We start from the raw sequence: 21,547 nt of genomic DNA, 5'->3' as shown, positions 1-21,547 counted from the left end.
CTATTTTTGGAAGGGGGTGATCAGTTCGCCAGACTGACTCAAGAGCTCAATCAGACCCAGCTGCGCCTGCTTTTCCAGTTCAATACCGGTTTTCAGGCTCTCCGCGCGCTGGCCCAGCGCCTGGAGATACTCAGAGGTGGAGAGGTCGCCGACCTGCCACTGCTTCTCAAGCAAATCAGCACTTCGCTGTACACGCCCCTGGGAGAGTTCTGTCCATCGGCTGAGTTGGGTGTCGTATCGCTTCCAGGCAGCTCGGGCGCCCGCCAGACCATACTGCTGCTTCCGATAAAGTGCCTGAAACCGAGCTTCGGCCTCTAATGATCGTCGGTTGGCAGCCTGGATTTCGGCACCGTAGTTATTACGGACATTCAGAGGGATCGAGAACGTCAGGCCAACCAGGTTCTCACCGCCATCACGCCCTCCGCTCAGCCCGACCGTGGGAGATGCCGTCGCTCTGCGACTGACCACCTCGGCTTCGCTCCGCAGCACCTGCCACCTCGCGCGGGCGGCAACAATTGACGGATGAGCCAGCAAATTGTCGTTATCGACCCTGGAAGCAAGAGCCGGCCAAATGTGCCCGGGGATCCCCCCATCCTGAGGCCGCCAATCCGGCAGAAGCTCTCTGACCCGGGCTTGCGCCTGATCAACCGCAGCCTTTGCCTGGGCGAGTTCACTGAGCTGCTGAGAAAGGCTTAAAAAAAGCAGCTCTGCATCGGTACGACCCAGGTCGCCCGCCTGCTGGCGTTGCTCAACCTGCTCCAGCAAGGCATCCAGACGGTGTTGCTGGGATTCCGCAATTTCTTCGGCACGCGTCGCCGCGCGCCACTCGACAAGCGCAAACAGCGACTCGGACGTTTGTGCCAAAACCGCTTCGTTCAAATCAGCTTCAGCGGAAAGCCTGATCAGCTTTGCCTTGTCCTTTAGCGCACCCTGTTGATCAGACCAATCGATCGTTTGTGACAGCCCTGCCTCAAAGTTGTTTTCACTGCCCGTTCTGTCTGCTCCAACAGACAGCTCCGGGTTATACAGCGGTTGTTCGCTTGCCTCAGCATCCTGATTCCGGGCTGCCGCCTGCTCTGTCGCCGCCATAACATCCGGATGTTTGCTTATCTGGCCAGTGAGCCAATTTGTCCAATTCACAGTCTCCGCTTGACCGAACAGAGGAATGGACAATAGTACTGAACACAGCAACGCTCTGGGCGAGTGCTTGCTTGCCTTCATCGACTTTCTCCCGAAGGGGTAAATAGCCACAATTCATGGGCGCGAGGCGTCCATGACAAGGTAGGAACAGGCCAGGATAGTAAGTGAAAAGGTTGAAATGAACTTGAATTCGAAGCGTCATCCACAAAAGAAACCGCCCTCCAACTCCACCAGCATTCCCGGACTGTCCTTTTGACGGACAAAATGAGTACCAAAGACTTATGTTTCTGTAGCGCTCAGATCAATAGCCTGTCATTCGATGCCCCTTACTTTCCGTCACTTCTTCAAGGTGATCTATGTCTCGAGCAACGAATAACGCAGGCGCACCGCGCCACGGATTCAAACTCAAACTGGCTTTCCTGGTTCTGTTATGGCCCCTCACGGTCAAATCAGAGCTCGCAGTCGATGAAATTTACTCCCCCCGGGTAACTGCGGGGGATCTCGAAATCGGAGTGGTTGGGGCGTTTCTGGATCTGCCATAGGATCGCTTCTATCTCTGCCCATCGAATAAAAACCCAATAAGAGAAGAGGTAGCTAATGAGATTGAGTAAATGCCTTGGGATACCAGCTATAACTGGCGTTATCGTCTTGCCCAACATCGGTGTAAGTCAGGAAAACGTAGGTCAAGAACCCTTAACATTGGAAGCCATCACAGTTATTGGCACGACCCCTATCCACGGGATCGGCCTGGAGAAAAAGCGCATACCCGCCTCGGTGCAAACCGCTGACAGTGAGGATCTTGAACAGGCGCAATCGCTCAATCTCGCGGAGTATCTCCGTTTTAACTTCAACAGTGTCAGCGTCAACGAAGCCGTCAACAATCCCTTCCAACCAGACATTCAGTATCGCGGTTTCACCGCTTCTCCCTTGCTAGGCCTGCCGCAGGGACTGTCCGTCTATGTCAACGGCATCCGATTCAATGAACCCTTCGGCGATACGGTTAACTGGGATTTAGTGCCGGAGGGGGCCATAGATTCGATCAACTTGTTTGCGGGCTCCAACCCGGTATTCGGACAGAACACGCTGGGTGGCGCCTTATCGATACGGACCAAGACCGGCTTCAGCTACACAGAAAGTCAAGTGGAGGTCTCTGGTGGTGAGTTTGGACGATTTGGCTTGGAGGCTCAGACTGGCGGCAACAATGGCGAACTGGGCTACTACCTTATCGGTAATTATTACGAGGAAGATGGCTGGAGAGACTTTTCCCCGTCGAGAGTCCGTCAAGGGCTGGCTAATCTCAGCTGGCGGCGCGGCGACAGTTTGCTGGAGTTCACCGGGGCCACCAGCAATAACTCGCTAATTGGCAATGGCGCAGTGCCTCTTGAACTGATGCCTTTGGAAGGTCGTGAGGCCATTTACACCCAGCCAGATAAAACTGAGAACAATCTGGCGCTTCTGGCGCTTAACGGGGAAACCTGGCTTTCGGACACGCTCCAACTGGCCGGCAACGTTTACTATCGCCACAGTACCGTGGAGGCATTAAATGGTGATGACAGCGACTATGATGAGTGCGTGTTAACCTCCGGTCCGAATGCGGGTGAGGCAACCCTCTGCGAAGAAGGCGATGTCGACGAACCCGTGAGTTTCGCGGGTAACGCAGGATTTTCTCTGGAAGACCTTGCCCCCACCCTGGAAGCTGACGAACTGGACGGCACTCTTAATACCTCAAAAACAGAACAGCAGAGTGGGGGCATTGCCACCCAAGTCGCGCTTTTGAATGAATTCCAGGGCAGAGAGAATCAGCTGATAGTCGGAGGCAACTATGATTTTGCGGCGATCGAATTTGAATCTGATACTCAACTGGCCGTACTTCGCAATGCGACCCCGGGCGCTGACCGGGGTGTTTCGGGCGTCAACCTGTTCGATGTCGAGTCCCGCGTCCGTCTCGACGCTGATGTTCAGAATGCGGGTATCTTCTTTACCAATACGCTGGCGCTGTCTGAGGTTTTCGATCTGACCCTATCTGGCCGCTACAATCGGACGCAGGTCAAGATGGAGGATCAAAATGAAGATGGCGCCCTTGACGGGGACCATACATTCAACCGCTTCAATCCGGCGCTAGGCTTTGCTTGGCAGATAGCGCCGATATCAAGCGTGTACGGCAGTTACAGTGAGTCTTCTCGGGCGCCCACCCCTGCTGAGTTGAGCTGCGCTGATCCGGAGGATCCCTGTAAACTGCCGAACGGCTTCGTTGCGGACCCACCCCTTGAGCAGGTCGTGGCGAAAACTTTTGAGGCAGGCATACGTGGGTATGATCTGGGCTACCGCTGGAATGTCGGGGTGTTCCACACCATTAATCATGATGACATCATCTTTCAGCAGGCTGGGGGAGCACCCTCAGAAGGGTTCTTCGCCAATGTTGGCCGCACGCGCCGCATGGGCCTTGAACTGGCGGGGCAGAAACGTTTTAACAGCGTAACATTTGGTCTTGGGTATACGCTCTTGGATGCTACTTACCAAACGCCATACACCTCCTTCAGCCCCAATAATCCCCGTGGCCCGGATCGCCAGGTTGAGGAAGGGGACTCCATCCCCGGACTCCCCATGCACAATCTCAAAATAACGGCTGACTGGGATGTTACCTCGAAATTACATCTGGGGGCGATCTTCAGCTACCAGAGCAGTCAGTATTACCGCGGCGATGAAGCTAATGAGAACCCCAAAATTGACGGTTTCTCGATCGTCAACCTTCGCGCCATGTATGAGGTAATCGAAGATCTAGAAGTCTTCGGACATATCGATAATGTTCTTGATCAAGAGTATGAGACCTTCGGCGTCTACGGCGAATCTGATGAGGTCCTAGAGGCTGCGTATCCTGGATTTGACGACGAACGGTTCGTGGCTCCAGGAAAACCACGAGCGCTAGTAGTCGGTGTGCGCGCGCGTTTCTGAGTCGAACAGCACCTGAATTTGTCTGCGTTTTAACCTGCAAGGCGGATGTAGCGGCTACACCGGTCGCCTGCAGGCGGCCCTTACCGTGCGTACACTGGCGATGCTAGCTCTAGCTACCTGCCCTACAAGCTATTTGCTTACCCCCGCTTCTGCGGGAAAATTGAAGCGATGAGAGTCTTTTCCATTTTTGCGTTGGTTTACCCCCGCGCCTGCGGGAAAAATGCCAGCTCATATGTGGCTTATTAAAACATCAGCGGTTTACCTCACGACCCTGGGGAATACTCTTCACTTCAATCGACACATCCTTTTACCAAGCCAGCTATTCTATCAACAGATATCTTTCAAATCGAAGCGGGAAGTCTTCTGGACAGTGAGGGGAGCGAAATTGACAACCTTCGTGCCGATCAGTGGGAGGTGGGTTACGGGCTATCTGAACGCCTGAGCGCCGAACTTAACTTCAACGCAATCAAGAGACCGGGGCGAGCGTATTCACTTGAGGAATACGAAATCGAACTGATTGGAAACTTTTTTCAAGACACTGAGAGCGCTGCGGGCTTGTTCATTGAACTGTCAAAAGAACATGGCCAAAAAGCCGGTGGAGTGACCCTTGGGTCACTTTACGAGAGACAGCTATACGCGCATTACAGCATCCTGACGAACCTTCTGGTTAGCCGCTCATTTGGCGAAGACGACGAGCAGCTTGAGCCCACTGGCTCATTACAGTTCGCCTACACGAAGTCTGACACGTTTCAGCCAGGGCTGGAGTATTACGGGGCCGAAAACAACCATTTGATGGGACCTGCCATCCTGGCTGAGTTCAGAATGGGTTCCAGTATTCTGGAACTCCAGGCGGGCGTTGCATTTGGCCTCACTACGGACTCAGACGATATGATCTATCGCTGGGAACTGGAGATAGAACTGTGATGGCGGCCCGCAACCAAAAGCCGCAGAACCGCCATCCAGTTTCCAGAGCACTAGCTTGAAGCAGGCTCCAGTGCACTCTCACCGGTTTCGCCGTCCTCGATACGAACAGCCCGAACCAGGCGGGATACAAGTACCTTGCCGTCACCCGGGTGCCCATCCTGGGTTCTGCCCGTTCTGACAATGAGTTCCACAACTTCACCAGCGACATCATCGGTCGCTACGTTTACTTCCAGCTTGACCATCTTCACTTTCTCCAGAGGCGACTCATCGCCGACCAGATGACCAAATTCGCTGAGAGGCACGACAGCAATGCTTGTCACGCCCTTGACTCTGGCCAGAGCATCAACCACATGCTCTGCCATAACCTCTCTGACATAAGCCTTTATTTCATACATAAGCCTTCTCCTGCCTATCAGACTTCAACGTCACGACGTTCGGATGCAAACCACTGATACACGCTGGGCAACACTACCAACGTCAGCAACGTTGACGTGATCAGACCGCCAACCACAACCGTTGCCAGTGGCCGTTGGACATTAGAGCCAATGCCATCGGCCAGCAGCAGGGGAATCAGCCCCAGAATAGCCACAGAGGCGGTCATCAGAACCGGCCGCAAACGGCGTTGAGCACCCAACTTGACTGCTTCAATGACTTCGTAGCCTTCGTCCCGCAACTGATTGATGTAGCTCACCATCACCACACCGTTCAGTACGGCTACGCCGAACACCGCGATGAATCCCACGGCAGCGGGCACAGAGAGGTAAAGCCCCGTCACAAACAGCGCGACAATGCCACCAGTAACCGCAAAGGGCACATTCATGAAGATCAGCGCCGCATAGCGAAGACTACTGAATGCCGAAAAGAGAAGCAGGAAAATAAGCGCCAGGGTAATGGGCACAACGATCGCCAGCCGCGCCATGGCCCTTTCCTGGTTCTCAAACTGACCGCCGAACTCCACGAAATACCCCGGCGGCATGTCCACTTGCTCCTCGATCCGCTTGCGCAAATCCTGAACAACACCGCCCATATCGCGACCACGTACGTTCATCTGCACGTACTGTCGCCGACTGGCATTGGAGCGCGAAATTTTCTTGGGGCCAGCGTACATTTCAACATCGGCCACCCGTGAAAGCGGGATGAGCTCGCCACTATTACCCCGGAGGGGAAGCTTTCTGATTTCATCGATGGACCCGCGATAGGACTCTTGCAGCCGGGCGAAGATCTCAAATCGCCGGACACCGTCGAAGACCAGCCCCGCGCCTTTACCGCCAATCCCGGTTTCGACCGTACTCATCAGGTTATCAATGCTGATGCCAAACTGCGCCAGCACTTCACGGTCGGGGCGAATAACGATCTGTTTTTTACCTGCGCTCTGCTGAGCGCGCACATCCGTTGCCCCCGGCACATCATTCGCCAGGGCCGCCACTTCCTTGCCGATCCGGCCCAACTCGTCGAGGTCGTCGCCGAAAATGCTGGCAACCAGTTGCGCCTGAACGCCTGAGAGGAGTTCGTCGGTTCTGAGCTGAATCGGTTGTGACAGATTGTTGGCAAGCCCGGGAACCCGCTCATCCAAAGACTCCGCAATCCGGCTCTGAAGGTCCTCATAGCTCACATCTTCTCGCCACTGATCCAGAGGCTTCAGATTGACGAGCGTCGCGACAACGTTCACGGGTTCAGGATCACCGCCCACCTCGGCACGACCGATCCTGGCATAGGTGCCGGTGACCTCTGGAAATTCATCGACAACGGACTGAATCCGTTTGCCATACTTGATGGCGGATTCAAGACTGGCTCCAGGAGGCAGTGTCGAGCGAATCTGGAACGTGCCTTCCCTGAGCGTGGGCACGAACTCGCTCCCGAGATAGGGAAACAGCAGGAGACTGCCGGCAAAGGCAATGACGGCCACGCCCATTACAATTTTAGGGGCTTTGACGACAGTATTCACCACCGGCTTGTATAGCCGGTTCAGGAACAGAACCAGCTTCGGCTCTTTGTGTTGTCCACCCATCTTGAATGACAGCGAGGCCAGAACCGGCACCAACGTCAACGCGAGTAACAGCGCACCGATCAACGCAAAACTGATGGTGTAGGCCATGGGCGAAAACAGCTTGCCCTCAACGCCCTGCAGCGTAAACAGCGGCAGAAAAACGATAATAATGATGCCAATGGCAAACACAATCGGACGAGCCACTTCCCGGGCAGATTCACCTACAAGCCTCAGAACACTGACCTTTTCCTCTGATCGTTCTTCCAGATGTCGGAAGATGTTCTCTATCATCACAACGGCGCCGTCCACCATCATACCGATGCCGATAGCCAGCCCCCCCAGACTCATCAGATTGGCGGACAGGCCCGAAATCCGCATCGCAATGAATGCGAAAAGCACAGACAACGGCAACGTCGCCACCACGATCAGTGTGGAACGAATATTTCCGAGGAACAGATAGAGGAACACCAGCACCAGAACCGAGCCCTCAAGTAATGCTTTCTCGACAGTGCCTATGGCCTTGCCCACCAACTCCGCCTGGGAGTAATAAGCTTCTATTTTCAGCCCTTCGGGAAGTGACTTGTTCAGATCATCGATTTTTGCGTTGACGTCCTCAAGTACCTGACTGGTGTTGGTTCCGATCAGCTTCATCACATAGCCGCCCACGGACTCCTCGCCCGAGGACACCTCCGCGCCGCGGCGGATCGCCGGTCCAAGGCTAACCTCTGCCACATCCCTGACATAGATAGGAGACTCTCCCTCACTCTTGGACACAATGATGTTCTGGATGTCCTCGATGCCCTCGGTACCTGAATTAACCCAACCGTAACCACGGACAATGTACTCTTCACCTCCTCGAGTAATAAATGAGGCGCCAACGTTACGATTATTCTGGGTGAGGGCACCGCGAACATCAGACACCGTCAGGTTCCTTGCCTGAAGCTTCTGCGCATCAATATTGACCTGGTACTGCTTTACCTCGCCGCCGATAGAAAGCACACCGGTTACGCCCGGCACGGTCCTGAGCTGGGGTTTGACAATCCAGTCCTGAATCGTGCGAATTTCCTGCAGGCTGTATTGATCTTTATCTTCAGCTTCCAGGGAATACATCAGGATGCGCCCAAGACCGCTTGCGATGGGCCCGAGTTCGGGTTCCCCCATCCCTTCGGGAATCTGGCGCTTGGCCTCGGATAGCCGTTCGTTTACCAGCCGCCTGGCGAAGTAGATATCGGTGCCATCTTCGAAATAGATGGTCACCCGCGAAAGTCCGAAAATCGACGTGCTCTGCACTTTTTCTAACTTGGGAATACCATACATGCTGATCTCAACGGGATAGGAAATCAGCGTTTCGATATCAACCGGCGACAGACCAGGACTGGTGGTAAACACCTGAACCATGGTCGGCGTCGCGTCCGGAAACGCATCCACCGGCAGTTTTTGAAATGAAAATACGCCGGCAACGATCACGGCGATAGCAAAAACAAGCGTCATCAGACGATTGTTCAGCGCATAATTCACAATTGCGTTGATCATGCTCCCCCCGGGGTTTAGTGTCCGTGAGCGGCGCTGCGGCCACTGGCGGTAATGGCCGACATCAGATCAAAAGCGCCTACTGAAACCACTTCCGTGTTTGCGCTGATGCCGGACTTGATCTCGATCCAGTCGTTTGCCTCCTTGCCAAGCGTGACGGGAACCGCCTTGTAAGCCCCTTTCTCATCGCCCGGAACAAACACAACGGAGTCATCGCCAATGGTTTGAACCGCATCATCCGGAACCAGCGGCAGTGAGGCCTCCGATTCCGTCATGATTCTGGCCGTGGCATAGGTATTCGGGCGAAGGTCGCCTCTGGGAGACTCCAGCACAACGCGAACCGGGATGGTGCGGGTCTTTTCATCGAGCATGCTCGACACCCAGGATACCTGCCCACTGTGAAACCGGTCAGAACTTGAATCCCTGGAGGAAATCTGAACCTCGTCTCCCGTTGAAATCTGGTCAATATCGGATTCGGACACCTGAAGAATGGCCCACAACACCGAGGCATCCGCCACGATGAAAGGCGTATCCGACGGACTCAGCGTTTGCCCCAGACGAACATGCATCTGCTCGACACGCCCCTCAATGGGTGAGCGGAGCGCGTATTGCGCCAGCCCCCCACTGTCACCTGACGACTCGCTGCCGTAAACCGCCAGTTGTTCCCGCACGGAATCGTACTCCGCTTTTGTTTCAAGAAAGGCAGCCTTGGCATCCAGGAACTCTTCTTCACTGGAAATACCCTGTCCCTGCAACTCCCTTTCACGATTGTAGTCAGACTCGGCCGCTTCTTTGCGGGCCTCCAGCGAGATCAACCGGGAGCGGATCCGGGCCAGCTCCACACTGTTCAGGGTTGCCAGTAGCTGCCCCTTATTGACACGATCCCCCAGGTCAACCGCCAACCCTGTCAGTTTTCCCTCCAGCAGCGGACCAACCTCGGCCACGCGGTCCGGCACATACTGAATCTCGGCGGGTGCCGTGACAATTGCGCCAGCGCGCCCCTTGGCAGCCGCCACCGTCTGAATGGACAGTAACTCTGCCTGCTCCGGCGTCAGATGGATCTGACGGGACTGGCTTTCCTCTCCGGCATGCTCGGCTTTTTCATTTCCGTGCTGGTCGCCCCCGGCTTCTCCGGCAGCGTATGCCTGCTGCAAGCTCAGAGCGCCGACAACGATTAAAACTATCTTCAGATTGCGAATCATTCATTCACCCTCAATATTTAGAGAACGGTACTAAGAGAACGGTCAATTTTGAGTTTCATACCCTCAGGAACCGGCTGACATCGACAGAGCACCTCCTGTGCTTATCTCCAGCGCCCGGACGGCATCGATATAATCATTCTGCGCCTGAACGTATTCCTGCCTTACCGACAGGAGATTGTCCTGTGCCGCCAGAACATCCGAGGCACCGACCTTGCCCGCCCGAAGTGCTTTCTGCATCAACTGTAATGTTTCCTCTGAACGCTCCAGGATCGACTCGTTCATCTGGCGCAGCCGAACGGCGGTGGATTCGTACCGGGCCACAGCTGACACAACCTGACGCTCTGTAGCCAGGCGCAAGGCCTCTGCCTCAAGCTCGGAGGTTTTCAGCCGCGCAGCAGCTTGTCTCTGCTCACCGGAATAATCATGAAAAACGGTCAAAGGCATCGACACCCCTGCACCGAAAAGGTTGGAGCCTTCCTCACGATCATAAAATCCGAAGACTTTCAGATTTGGAATCGTCAGGCTTTTCGCAACTTCAAGGCCAGATTCATCCGCTGCAATTCTGGCGGCCGCCGCTTTCAGGTCCGCTCTCTGACTCTGTGCCATCTCGACAAGCTGGCTGGTCGGAGGCAGGTCTTCGAGCGTCACATCAAGCTCGCCGGTCACCCCAACGGCATCGGAGGGGGACACCCCGAGCACTTCGGTAAGGTCAATTTTTGATTGCTCGAGCTTTTGTTCCGCCGAGGCTTTTTGATTCCGGGCCCTGGCAAGCCCAATGACTGCGGTATTGAGATCAATCCGGGTTTGTTTACCCTGTTTTACGGACATTTCAACCAGGTCTTTGGTGCGTTGCATAAGTTCAACGGCACGGGTTGCGGTTTCCAACTCTTTCTGAGCCAGCAGTATCCGGAAATAGGCGGCCCGCACCCGCGCCTTGGTGGCTACCTTCAGGTATTCAAGCTCCTGTTGCCGGGACGTGAGATTACTCCGGGCACGCGACTGCCCAAGGTCGCCGCGATTACCCATCCAGATCTCCTGAGTAACCCTCACCCCATATTCCAGGGACTCGTCGGCCTGATCCGGGGCCTGACGGGCCCCCAACTCAAACTCTGGATTGCTCGGCGCCCAGCGGCTGGCATGATCAAGCTGTCCCTGCTGTATCGAGACCGCGGCCCGCCTCAAAGCCAATACCGGGCTATTCTCGAAAGCCATCACCATGGCCTGGTTCAGGGAAACAGCCTGGCTGGCTTTGGCCTGCTGATATTCTTTCAGCGACACACTCTCTTTTGCCTGGGCCGACACCATAGGAGAGACGGCCAAGGCTCCCGGAACTATCATCGCGCACAACAACAATCGTTTGTTCATTCAGTATCATCCTGGCTGTTTGACTGAGGTCAGTGAGTCAGCATTTTTGCGTGGGATTCCGGAACGACCTTACAGACAAACCTTTAATACAGTTTGAAATTCAGACACCAGATAATATGTGAGTTTTGGCAGCAGGAGGCAGAGGTAAGGGCGAGGATGTCGAGTCACCCGGCGTTAAGGCATGCGTACGATGGTGGGTTCCTGCAATATAAACAAAAACCGGCCCAAATGGCGGGCCGGTTTTTATTTAAGATGTGAATTGCGTGTGATCGCTGGTCCGATCAGAAACTCCTGCTCCAACCCAGCCAGAACTTCGGGTCATCGGAGTTGACAGAGCCAAGCGCGTCGGTTGACTCAATGTCCGCGTACTCCACGTTAACGCTGAAGGAACCGAAGTTTCCCGCATCCTTGGTAACGTTGGCGGCGACGTGTGAATAACTTGCCTCGCCAACAGAAGCCTTGCCGTCATCAGCGAAGTCGTAATAGCCAAGCGTCACACCGGCACTGTAGCTGTCCTCCAGAGGCACCCCAACAGAGGCGTAGTAATAGGCATCCCCCTGAACGAACAACCCATCACCACTGGTGTCGCTGTTGATCGTGTAGGCCAGGCCGATGGCGGCAATGCCATAACTGATCTCGCCGTACAGCTCGCCGAAGTCGATGGCGTCCGGCGCGTCGGGATAGGCATAATAAATGTACCCTACGTCATAACCCAGTTCTTCCACGGAGCCCGAGAATCCGGCGTAAAGATCAAGCTCGTAGCTGGTGCCGTCGCCAAAATCGACATTGGAACCCCAACCACCGGCGTAGAAGCCCGACGCATGCTCATAATCCAACCCTCCCTGAACGGCCGCAGCCCCGTCTGTCTGGGTGACGCCCCGGAACAGGTAGTTGCTGCTGGCGCTTACATTTGAGCTGACGTCAGCGCTAACAATGGCGGGCGCAGCCTGAAATGCTGCAAGCAAAGTGATACTGATAAAACCTGACTTGGCAGAGAACTGCTTTTTCATAATGGATACCTTCGGTTGGGTTTCATTGCTCCAAATTTGGTTAGGCAAAATCTCTGCCATATATTATTTATTCATATTTATCATGACTATAGAGAAAAATCGGCACATTCTGAGCTTGCCCCCCGGAAAACGACCGCAACACGAAACGCCCCAAAACCTGTCACCAGCCCGAATCAGCGCCCTGTTTTAATGCATCTTTTGTAACCATTCTGCAATCTTCGCCAAATAGACTTTCACTGGCTCTTCAACACACAAGCAAACTGAAAAGGTAAGAGAGATCATGAGCAAGAAATATTTGGGCTTGGCTTTGGCGATTTCTGCCGCTTCTGCTGCACAGGCCGGAAATGTTACGACCAGCGGCAAAGACCTTGTGATCGATACCGAGAGCGGTATCAAGGTGAAAACGTCGGATAAGTCAGCGTCTTTTCAGCTCGGCGGGCGCCTTCAATGGGATTACGACGCCACGCAGTCTGACGACAACGGTGTTGACACAACTGATTTCGATGTGCGCCGGGCAAGGCTCTACGCCAAGGGCCACTTTGGCGACTGGGCGTACAAGACCCAGTTCAACGTGGCTGAAAGTGATGGCGCCGACGGCGGTACTGCTGAAGACCTGTACATTCGTTACCTGGGATTTGGCTCAGCTGCAACCGTGACTATTGGTAAGCAGAAAGAGCCATTCGGCCTGGAACAATTAACGAGTTCAAAAGACATCTCGGCCCTTGAGCGATCCGCCATGACCGAGCGTTATACCCCCGGTCGCAGCGGCGGCATCCAGCTCAGTGGCAAAGGCAGCAACTGGACCTACGGTATCGGCTATTTCGAAGCAGACGGCAATGGCAGCGACGACTTCAATAACACGGCAGTAACCGCACGGGGCACGTTTGCACCGATTCAAACGAATAATCTGGTTGCTCATCTTGGTGCGGGTTATACCACGCGTGATGCCGACACTCAGGCCGATGAGGTCGACACGTTTAATCTGGAGCTCGCCGGCGCTTCCGGGCCCTTCCATGCCCAGGCCGAATATTTCGATTCCGAGGAAGGCCAGGTGGATGTTGATGGTTATTACGTACAGCTTGGCTGGATCATCACCGGCGAAAGCCGTCCTTACAAAGCCGGAGCATTCAAGCGGGTAAAACCGGCATCGCCCAAAGGGGCCTGGGAAGTTGTTGCCCGCTTTGAAGATGGTGACGGAAAATACAGTGACGTGGGGCTGACCACGACCGACGGCGAGCAAACAACACTGGGCGTTAACTATTACGCCAACAAGAATGTTCGACTGGGTATGAGCTACATGGATGGCGAAGAAGCCAATGGCGCGAGCGGAGATGAAGTTCGCGCAAGGTTGCAATACGCATTTTGACCGCACGGGATCCCCGATCAAATTTATATCTGGCTGAAAACCGATGCAGAAAACATCACCATTAAAAAATAATCGGAAAATTCAGCTCTGGTTAAGGTTGGCTTGATACGCTTTACCCGAGTCGAGTCAAGTCGATCATTAATGACGTGCTCTGATTTTCAGGGCAGGCACTGGCCTGCCCTGTTTTTTTAATGCCTGCCCCGCACCCCTGCCAGCCGGCTTTCGGGCGCCGACTGCCAGCATCTGTAAATTTGTTTTAGTGCAACACTGCCAGACACATTTTGCCGTGCCGTAAACTTGCCGATTTCAGGCTTTTCTGCTAAATAGAACACAGCCTTATTGTTTTTGGGCTGCAATAACTACAATCTCGTTCTAGAGACGTTGGAGGATTGATGAAAACAATACAAAAGCGAATCAGTCAGGGATTTTTGGGGGCGCTGATAGCCGCAAACGGCATACCTGCTGCCTTAGCGGTGGAGGTCCCGACAGCTTCAGGAGTCAAGCTGGATATACTTACCCAAGGCAAGTTTCAACCAACCTATTTTTCTAATTTCGATCTGGACAGCAGCGTCGACGATGGCGCTACCGGCACTTCTGCTGGCGCTGTTCAGGTTGGAGATGAGCACGTCAGGGCTGAGGTCAGGCTTGGAGTGGTGGCGACTGGCGATAACTGGACGGGTAAACTGCTTCTCGAGAATGACTTTGCCCTTGATGCCAATTCGGTCGATCGCGCATACCGAGGCGAGAGATTTGGCTTGGAGCAGGCCTTCTTCACTTACACCTTCGATCCGGCCTTTACACTTCAGGGTGGCTGGACTTTCAAGAATCTGGACATGGCCTCAGGCGGCCTTCTATATGGCGACGACCACCCCTTGTTCGGCGCCACCGGCAAGACCTCGTTCGGTAGCTACGATGTTTTCTGGATGCCGATTACAGATGGGCTGATTTCCAACCTCCAGGCTCCTGGAGCAAACCCTGCTAACGGTGAACTGGACTGGGACGTGTTTGCTTCAAAGTTTGATTTTGATCTGGGAAAAGGTAGTCGTATCTCCCCGATCCTGACATACAGCGACAACCAGCAGCAAGGTGCAAAGGCAACCTATTACGGTGTCGAATACATCGGAAATATTGGCGCCATAAAGGTACGGGCCGAGGTGCTGGGCGTGACCGGTAGTTTCGACAATGGCGATGACATCAGTGCCTATGCCGGTTACGCGGGCCTTGAGTACCCGGTTAGTGAATCCTTCAACCCCTTTGTAGCACTACGCGTAGCAAGTGGGGATGACGATCCTACCGATAATGATGTAGAGGGCTGGCTGGGCATCACCGACATCGGTAGATTCTCGCCCCTGATCGGTATTGATGGCCAGTTCTTGGGATGGCAGCCGAACTCTAACCAAGCGATAGCATCGGGCCTCTTCGGCCTCGCCCTTGACCAGGCTGGTCCTGGTGGCGCTGGGTATGGTGGTATTTCCAATGCCGGTACTGGTAACAATCCGGGCCAAATCATGCTCTCCGTTGGCAGTTCGGGTAATTTAGCGTCGATCTCGCCTAAGCTGTCTTATCAGGCGCAGATTTTCCCGATGTGGTTCCAGCAAACGGGGGGGCTTGAGACGCTTAGCACTGCCAGTGGATCTGTGGATAGTTATGCCGGTACCGAACTTGATGTGGCTGTAAAATACCAGGCCAACCAGTACTTTGCTCCAAGACTGGTGCTCTCCAGTTTCCTGCCCGGCAAGGGCGTTGAGGATGCCACCGGCGCAGACGATGCGGCCTATGTTGCAATGCTCGAGCTGAACTGGAATTACTGAGCCCGGTTGATAAATGACGACTGGAAGCAATCAAGTTGAGGCGCCGGTAACCGGGGCCTCAACTTTTTTAAGGGGGCATAGATTTTATGAAGCTGTTTTTCGTGATCTTCCTGATTTTTTTTGCCGCATCCAATGCTCAGGCCCAAGGCTACGATGTACCATTGGATTCGCTGTCGGAGTGGACAGGAAAGAAGAGCATCAGGGTGGTATCGAATATTGAGGGCCTGAACACCGATAAAGAGTTTCTCGCACTGCTGGGGCGCCTCACCGTCAAGGGATTCGATGTAAAGTTTGGCAGTTCCGGACCCATCGATGAAGGCCTGACTCTTGAGGTTCTCCAGGTCAGAGATAAGACTGCACTCTCTATAAAGTCCACCGATTCTCAAAAATACTTTCTTTCCGTCCTGATTGACAAAGCCAATCAGGACGGGGGTGAAATACGAGCCGAAGCCTACACTCCGAGCACTCTCCCACTGCCGGAAGATTTCAGCCCTAAAATGGTTGAGGCGCTGCCTCGGCCCAGCCAGAAAGACAGTCAACTGGTTTTCCTGTCAGATTCGGCATTGGTACTGGGACTCTTCGATGGCGGCAGGGTTAAAAGAATTGATGAACTGACATCAGGCATCAAAAATTCGAAAGCCATTTTCTTGTCAGTTGGCCAGTCAGACTCAGATCCGAACCCGGAGGTTGCCGTAGTATGGGGTCAGGACCGGGATATTTCAGGCAAGGGACAATACACAAAGATCTTCTCTCAGCTTTTTGAAATCTCGGGGCAAACGCTGCAGGAAGAATCCGAAAAAGCCGAGAATGTGGCGTTACGGTTTATCAATAATCAGCTGCACACCCAACGATACGAGTTGCTGCAAGGTGACATTGGAAAAATAGCAGTTACTTCCGGGAAACAGACCAATGCTCGAAATGACTCCGTTGTCCCGGCCGATGCTGGAAACATGATTTTTTCCTACTTCCCTATCGACAACGCTACCTCAATCATAGTAAATGAAGCCAATCTTGAATTGCGGAACTCAAGCTGGAAGTCTTCGCCACAACTCGGGCTCGGCAAGGTATCCTCGCCAAGACTAACGAAACGCCTGAAGGACAGGAAAATCATTACATCACCCGATTACGCCTTTTCCGTTAACGAAGAACATCTGTCCATTCCCAGGAAAGCGGTTGTGAACAATGGATCGGTTGTAACCTATCTCAGAAAAAGAAGGCCGGGGCTTTCTGGCTTAACATCCGCTTCAGGACCAGATTCGTTAATCAAAGCAAGCTGGGACAGTGATACGCCCGAATCCGGGTTTTCGATTTCACCCATGCATGAAATAAGCTCTTTTATTATTGATTTTTCATATGTGAAAAATAGGGGAGCGTTTCGATTACTCGTATTAACTAATGAAGAAAGTGATAACCAGGGCGCAAGAAAAATATACATATATTGACAGGCTCAGAGCCCGGCGATGCCATCCATTGCCTACCCTGAAGACACCCTCAACACACGGCTCGCACTGACACAGATGGGGCCAAAAAACGCGCGCTTTCCTATCTTCACCGGGCTTTGCTGGGGCACAAATGCCCGGAGAGCCGCCGCACCTGCATGGTTTCCGCACACGGCGACTGGTAACCAAAAGTCTAACAGACAAAATGTTGCAATTCGACGGACAGTAACCTAATGTCTTTTTTGTAAGAAAAACAACTATGTTGTGGCTCGAAAAAAATAAATGACTTGACAAAAAGACTAAAAGGGAATGTGCACATGCGCAATAAGCTGAGAACACTCGCCGCTCCGCTGGCAATGGCTGTAGCAACAACGCCGGCTTTGGCCGCAGAGCCGGTCGGACGTGCGTCACCGACTGTAGAAGACCTGAAGGTTGAAATAAATCAACTGACAGCAGAAATGGAGAAACTTAAGAATGGCGATTCGCCCTTCACAGTGAACGGTTATTACCGCCTTCAGGCCACGTCGCAGAGCCTGGACGAGACCAACGACAACAGCAGTGCCTTTGTAGATCAGCGCCTGCGCGCAAAGATCAGCGGCGACCTCAACGATAACGTGACTGTAGTCTGGTACGGTGAGTTCGATTCTCCGTGGGGTGAGACGGGAAGCTGCCAGGGTGACAATTGCGGCAAGCTCAGCGCCGATGGCGTTGGCGTTGAAACCAAAAATGCTTACGCTGAACTGAAGGTGCCAAACAGCGACTGGAAGGTACGGGCGGGCATCCAGGGCTATGGCTTCGGCAAGTACGAGAGTTTCGTCACCAACGACGACATGAATGGCATTTCCTTTGCGGGCAATGTTGGCATGGCCACGCTGACAGGTGGCTGGTTCAAGTGGGAAGAAAACGATAGAGATTCCGCGGACGACGTGGACTTCTACACGGTGAGCGCCGAGCTTCACCCCAGCGAGGTTTTCCACTACGGCCTTACCGGAGCCCAGATCAGCAACAGCAGTCAAGTTGCTCTGAATGGCACGGCGGCTCGAACGGATGACAACTATTTCGGTGCCTACGCCGATTATACCTATAACCAAATGGCCTATAGCGGCTCGGTACTTTACAAAAAATCGTCCGGGCTCGACTCTGACGCAACAGATGGCGACACGTACATGTTGAACCTGTACGCCCAGAGACACTGGGGCAACGCGAGCCTCAAGATTCACGGCATCTACATTCCGGCTGACGACAGCAGCAATGGTGCAGATCGCTTCGCTGCAAACCAGTCAGGCTGGGAGCTGAATAGCAGTAATCTGCAAATCTTCGGAACCGATATCTACTACAACAATGGTTCTCAGGGGGCTAAGTCAGTTTACGATGCAGCTTACCAGGGATACGGTCTGATGGGGCTAATGGTCTCGGGTGATCAGAAGCTTTCTAACGACTACTACCTGAAGTACGGCACCGGTTACTTCCGGGTTGCCGACGACGCGCCCGACAGCGCCACTCAGGCTAACGGCTCGAGCCTCGGCACTGAAGTCGCTGCCCAGTTCGGCAAAAAATTCGCTGGCATATATGACCTCAGCCTGCGTGGATCCTATGGCTTCATGGGAGACTTTTACGGAGACAACCCTGAGGACACCTACAAGGTTGTCGCTATGGTCAACATTAGCTACTGATGATCGTGTAATCTCATGATCCTTACGATAACGGCCGGGCAATAGCCCGGCCGTTATTTCTCTGGCGCGCCAGGGATTGATATTCAGCGTAAGCGTCCCTCCCACGTAGTTGACTTACCCCACATCCCCAAGCGGTCGTAATAAGTCCGGCGAGACCTTGTATTGCCGGGTAGGCCTTCGAAGGTCACTTTCAGGCGACCCACAATCTTTTCTATATCTTTAGCTAGCCTGAGCTAAGCTTCCAGTATGTATTCACACTCTTCATTCAGAACTGGTTGACACTGTATCCTTTACCCCACAAAGAACGCCCATGAACTTTAAACGTCTGGAAACTTTTATCTGGGTTGCTACCCTCGGGAGCTTTCGCAAGGCGGCGGAGCGGCAGAACACCACGCAACCCGCAATATCCAATCGAATAGCAGCGCTTGAAGAGGAACTGGGCGTTCAGCTTTTTGAGCGGGATTCCGGCCGCACCATGTTGACCACCCGGGGGCAGGAACTGCTGCCGTACGCCGAGAAAATCGTCTCCATGTCGCAGCAGCTTCGCAAACGGGCCGACAGGGTCGCGTTGCTGTCCGGCATCTTGAGACTTGGCGTTTCCGAGACCATCGTCCACTCCTGGCTGCCATACTTTTTCCGCAAGCTGAATGAAAACACACCAAACCTGGACGTGGAGATCACCGTCGACGTCACCGGGAACCTCCGCACCGGCCTGATGGACCGAACCTTCGATCTCGCTTTCCTGATGGGTCCAGTTTCCGAACCTAAAATTGAAAACCTGGACCTGTGCAGCTTTCCCCTGATCTGGGTCGCAAGTCCCTCGCTGAAACTGCCAGACCGAAAACTGGAGCTCGAGGAACTGGCCCAGTGGCCCATCATTACCTACGCCAGAAACACCAAGCCGTTTGCCGAAATCAGCCAGAAATTCAGCGAACTGGACGAACTGCCAGCACGCTTCTATTCATCCAGTTCACTGGCAGCATGTCGCCGGCTGACGCTGGATGGCATTGGTGTGTCGGCACTACCAATGAGCGTGATATCTGACGGCCTGAAAAGCGGGCGCCTGATCACTCTGGATGCCGCCTGGACACCATCACAACTGGCGTTCACAGCCTCGTACCCCAGCGTGCCGTTTAATCCGATAGCCGAACTGGCCGCCAACCTGGCGGTCAACGTTTCGAAACAGTACGTGGAACCGGACATCACGAAAACTTATCACCAAACGTAAAAAACCATAATTAGACTTTTTCGCCAATAGGAATAACCTGATCCATAACCACATAACAAATTCAATCAGGGGTAGCCGAGATGCAGACCGGCGATTATTCAGACTTCAAAACAGGCCTGCTTGACCAGGTATCTGAGCTACGCGCACACATACGTTCCGGTACCCATACCGGAACCACCAGCGGCAAGGCACAGAGCCTGGTTCAAGGCAATGTCGTCATCCTGCCGGCCGACTGGGCAAACGATTTTCTTCTGTTTTGCCAGAACAATCCTGTCGCCTGCCCCCTGATTGGCGTCTCCCAGACCGGTGACCCCATGCTGCCGGGCCTTGGGCGTGATCTGGACATCCGAACCGACATCCCCGAGTACCAGATCTTCCGCAACGGTGAACGGGCTGAGACTGCCACTGACATTCGCGATGTGTGGCGCAACGATTTCGTGACGTTCGTACTCGGCTGCTCCTTCTCGTTCGAAGATGCGCTGGTCCGTGCCGGCCTGTCCATCAGGAACGTCGAGCAGGGACAGAACGTATCCATGTATCGCTCGAACATTGCCACCCAATCGGCCGGCCGGTTCCACGGCGACATGGTGGTATCCATGCGGCCGTTCAAAGCTGCCGATGCCATCCGGGCGATTCAGATCACCACCCGGCTACCCAAAGCGCACGGGGCGCCGGTGCACATCGGGGATCCGGCCCTGATCGGAATCAACGATATCCACGCTCCGGATTTTGGCGACGCCGTCACCATCGGCGGTGACGAGATACCCGTCTTCTGGGCCTGCGGCGTGACACCGCAGGTCGCCCTGGAGAATGCACGCCCCCCGATCGCGATCACTCACGTACCGGGAAAAATGCTGCTCACCGAGCGGCTCAACGAAGAACTGGCGGTGCTGTAGCAACTGCCAATTGATGACCAAAGCAACAACAACAAAAGAACGGGAGAATCGATATGTTCAAACAACTTGCGACAGCCACCCTGATGGCAGGGTTTTTCTTCACCACCGCAGTCAACGCAGCCCAATGGCACATGCCGACGCCCTACGGCGATGCGAACCTGCCAACCAAAATCGCCTATGAGTTCGCTGAAGACATCAAGGCAGGCACCAACGGCGACATAGCCATCACCGTCCACTCCGGCGCCTCACTGGTCAAACATCCGGAAATCCCGCGGGCCGTCCGCACAGGGCAGGTTCAGCTGGGGGAAATCTTCATCGGCATCATGGGTAACACCCATCCGGTGTTCAAACACGACAACATTCCGTTTCTGGCAACCAGCTTTGAGGATGCAAAACGGCTGTGGGAAGCGGCAAAACCCGAGGTGGAAAAACAACTCGATAAAGAGGGCATGAAGCTGCTTTACACGGTACCGTGGCCCGCCCAGAGCCTCTATACAAAGGCTCCGGTCAACACCATGAGCGACCTGGAAGGCCTGAAGATGCGTGCCTACAGCCCGTCCACTTCACGGCTGGCTGATCTCATGAACACCACCCCGACCACCGTTCAGGTACCTGAGATCCCCCAGGCATTCAGCACTGGCATCATTGACGCGATGATTACCTCCCCATCCACCGGCGCCAACGGCCAGGCCTGGGATTACCTCTCTCACTACACTGACATCAAAGCCTGGATTCCCAAGAACGTTGTCGTTGTCAACAAACGCGCCTTTCGCCGCCTGAGTGAGGAACAACAACAGGTCATTCTCGACGCCGCCGCGGCAGCCGAAACGAAGGGCTGGGAGGGCGTTCGAGTAACCGCCGCCGAAGACACGGCGACGCTGGCAGAGAACGGTATCGAAGTATCCGAGCCATCCGAACAACTGATGCAGGAATTCCAGAAGATCGGCGACATCATGATCCAGGAATGGGAAGAAGAAGCTCCGAAGGAAGTTGGCACTATTCTGCAAAACTACCGTTAACGGTC

The 21,547-nt window shown here is 54.1% G+C and carries 16 protein-coding genes; 10 read left to right on the top strand and 6 right to left on the bottom strand.

Annotated features, from left to right (window positions below; translation table 11 throughout):
• Positions 1-1,140, bottom strand: a complete 1,140-nt coding sequence (locus R1T46_RS07710; RefSeq protein ID WP_256713494.1) for a TolC family protein — start codon at positions 1,138-1,140, stop codon at positions 1-3.
• A 356-nt stretch (positions 1,141-1,496) separates the two neighbouring features.
• On the opposite strand from R1T46_RS07710, the gene R1T46_RS07705 reads away from it, so the two are divergent.
• The 3 genes from R1T46_RS07705 to R1T46_RS07695 all read left to right on the top strand — a co-directional run bounded on the left by R1T46_RS07705 (position 1,497) and on the right by R1T46_RS07695 (position 5,016).
• Positions 1,497-1,682, top strand: a complete 186-nt coding sequence (locus R1T46_RS07705; protein ID WP_036208668.1) for a hypothetical protein — start codon at positions 1,497-1,499, stop codon at positions 1,680-1,682.
• A gap of 157 nt (positions 1,683-1,839) precedes the next feature.
• On the top strand, positions 1,840-4,092 hold the full coding sequence (locus R1T46_RS07700; protein ID WP_051946993.1) for a TonB-dependent receptor domain-containing protein: 2,253 nt from the start codon (positions 1,840-1,842) through the stop codon (positions 4,090-4,092).
• 555 nt (positions 4,093-4,647) lie between these two features.
• A complete protein-coding gene (locus tag R1T46_RS07695) occupies positions 4,648-5,016 on the top strand; it encodes a hypothetical protein (protein WP_317307895.1) in 369 nt (122 codons plus the stop codon).
• 50 nt (positions 5,017-5,066) lie between these two features.
• On the opposite strand, the gene R1T46_RS07690 is transcribed toward R1T46_RS07695, so the two are convergent.
• From R1T46_RS07690 to R1T46_RS07670, 5 genes are all read right to left on the bottom strand, one after another.
• Positions 5,067-5,411, bottom strand: coding sequence for a P-II family nitrogen regulator (locus tag R1T46_RS07690; protein WP_317307894.1), 345 nt, complete (start codon positions 5,409-5,411; stop codon positions 5,067-5,069).
• 17 nt (positions 5,412-5,428) lie between these two features.
• Positions 5,429-8,536 carry a CusA/CzcA family heavy metal efflux RND transporter gene (locus R1T46_RS07685; RefSeq protein ID WP_317307893.1) on the bottom strand — a complete coding sequence of 1,036 codons (3,108 nt, stop codon included), beginning with the start codon at positions 8,534-8,536 and terminating at the stop codon, positions 5,429-5,431.
• Between the two features lie 14 nt (positions 8,537-8,550).
• Positions 8,551-9,735: an efflux RND transporter periplasmic adaptor subunit gene (locus R1T46_RS07680; protein ID WP_317307892.1), complete on the bottom strand. Its 1,185-nt coding sequence runs from the start codon at positions 9,733-9,735 to the stop codon at positions 8,551-8,553.
• 63 nt (positions 9,736-9,798) lie between these two features.
• Entirely contained in the window at positions 9,799-11,100 is a 1,302-nt protein-coding gene (locus tag R1T46_RS07675; RefSeq protein ID WP_036208654.1) for a TolC family protein, read from the bottom strand.
• A gap of 281 nt (positions 11,101-11,381) precedes the next feature.
• The gene (locus tag R1T46_RS07670) at positions 11,382-12,110 is read right to left on the bottom strand and encodes a TorF family putative porin (protein WP_300495529.1); all 729 of its coding nucleotides are present in this window, start codon (positions 12,108-12,110) and stop codon (positions 11,382-11,384) included.
• A gap of 280 nt (positions 12,111-12,390) precedes the next feature.
• Here R1T46_RS07670 and R1T46_RS07665 point away from each other — a divergent pair, with 280 nt between their 5' ends.
• The 7 genes from R1T46_RS07665 (at position 12,391) to R1T46_RS07635 (ending at position 21,542) form a co-directional block, all read left to right on the top strand.
• Positions 12,391-13,476 carry an OprO/OprP family phosphate-selective porin gene (locus tag R1T46_RS07665; RefSeq protein WP_300495532.1) on the top strand — a complete coding sequence of 362 codons (1,086 nt, stop codon included), beginning with the start codon at positions 12,391-12,393 and terminating at the stop codon, positions 13,474-13,476.
• Positions 13,477-13,868: 392 nt separating this feature from the next.
• Positions 13,869-15,287, top strand: coding sequence for a hypothetical protein (locus tag R1T46_RS07660; RefSeq protein WP_300495535.1), 1,419 nt, complete (start codon positions 13,869-13,871; stop codon positions 15,285-15,287).
• 86 nt (positions 15,288-15,373) lie between these two features.
• Positions 15,374-16,729, top strand: coding sequence for a hypothetical protein (locus R1T46_RS07655; protein ID WP_317307891.1), 1,356 nt, complete (start codon positions 15,374-15,376; stop codon positions 16,727-16,729).
• A gap of 314 nt (positions 16,730-17,043) precedes the next feature.
• Entirely contained in the window at positions 17,044-18,399 is a 1,356-nt protein-coding gene (locus R1T46_RS07650; protein ID WP_317307890.1) for a hypothetical protein, read from the top strand.
• A 310-nt stretch (positions 18,400-18,709) separates the two neighbouring features.
• Complete coding sequence (locus R1T46_RS07645; RefSeq protein ID WP_286749667.1) at positions 18,710-19,627, top strand: LysR family transcriptional regulator; 918 nt, start codon at positions 18,710-18,712, stop codon at positions 19,625-19,627.
• Between the two features lie 80 nt (positions 19,628-19,707).
• Positions 19,708-20,523 carry a putative hydro-lyase gene (locus R1T46_RS07640; protein WP_286749668.1) on the top strand — a complete coding sequence of 272 codons (816 nt, stop codon included), beginning with the start codon at positions 19,708-19,710 and terminating at the stop codon, positions 20,521-20,523.
• A gap of 53 nt (positions 20,524-20,576) precedes the next feature.
• Entirely contained in the window at positions 20,577-21,542 is a 966-nt protein-coding gene (locus tag R1T46_RS07635) for a TRAP transporter substrate-binding protein (protein ID WP_317307889.1), read from the top strand.
• Positions 21,543-21,547: the final 5 nt, after the last annotated feature.

The sequence above is a fragment of the Marinobacter salarius genome, from assembly GCF_032922745.1.
In the GTDB taxonomy this organism is placed as follows: Bacteria; Pseudomonadota; Gammaproteobacteria; order Pseudomonadales; family Oleiphilaceae; genus Marinobacter.
Note: the sequence above shows the minus strand (reverse complement) of the source record. Positions and strands in the feature narration are given on the sequence as shown.

Excerpts from the sequence above, each read along its gene's own strand:
- R1T46_RS07640 (WP_286749668.1), top strand. The coding sequence starts at position 19,708 with ATGCAGACCGGCGATTATTCAGACTTCAAAACAGGCCTGCTTGACCAG.
- R1T46_RS07675 (WP_036208654.1), bottom strand. The coding sequence starts at position 11,100 with ATGAACAAACGATTGTTGTTGTGCGCGATGATAGTTCCGGGAGCCTTG.
- R1T46_RS07655 (WP_317307891.1), top strand. The coding sequence starts at position 15,374 with ATGAAGCTGTTTTTCGTGATCTTCCTGATTTTTTTTGCCGCATCCAAT.
- R1T46_RS07650 (WP_317307890.1), top strand. The coding sequence starts at position 17,044 with ATGCGCAATAAGCTGAGAACACTCGCCGCTCCGCTGGCAATGGCTGTA.
- R1T46_RS07680 (WP_317307892.1), bottom strand. The coding sequence starts at position 9,735 with ATGATTCGCAATCTGAAGATAGTTTTAATCGTTGTCGGCGCTCTGAGC.
- R1T46_RS07685 (WP_317307893.1), bottom strand. The coding sequence starts at position 8,536 with ATGATCAACGCAATTGTGAATTATGCGCTGAACAATCGTCTGATGACG.
- R1T46_RS07635 (WP_317307889.1), top strand. The coding sequence starts at position 20,577 with ATGTTCAAACAACTTGCGACAGCCACCCTGATGGCAGGGTTTTTCTTC.
- R1T46_RS07645 (WP_286749667.1), top strand. The coding sequence starts at position 18,710 with ATGAACTTTAAACGTCTGGAAACTTTTATCTGGGTTGCTACCCTCGGG.
- R1T46_RS07670 (WP_300495529.1), bottom strand. The coding sequence starts at position 12,110 with ATGAAAAAGCAGTTCTCTGCCAAGTCAGGTTTTATCAGTATCACTTTG.
- R1T46_RS07705 (WP_036208668.1), top strand. The coding sequence starts at position 1,497 with ATGTCTCGAGCAACGAATAACGCAGGCGCACCGCGCCACGGATTCAAA.
- R1T46_RS07660 (WP_300495535.1), top strand. The coding sequence starts at position 13,869 with ATGAAAACAATACAAAAGCGAATCAGTCAGGGATTTTTGGGGGCGCTG.
- R1T46_RS07665 (WP_300495532.1), top strand. The coding sequence starts at position 12,391 with ATGAGCAAGAAATATTTGGGCTTGGCTTTGGCGATTTCTGCCGCTTCT.
- R1T46_RS07690 (WP_317307894.1), bottom strand. The coding sequence starts at position 5,411 with ATGTATGAAATAAAGGCTTATGTCAGAGAGGTTATGGCAGAGCATGTG.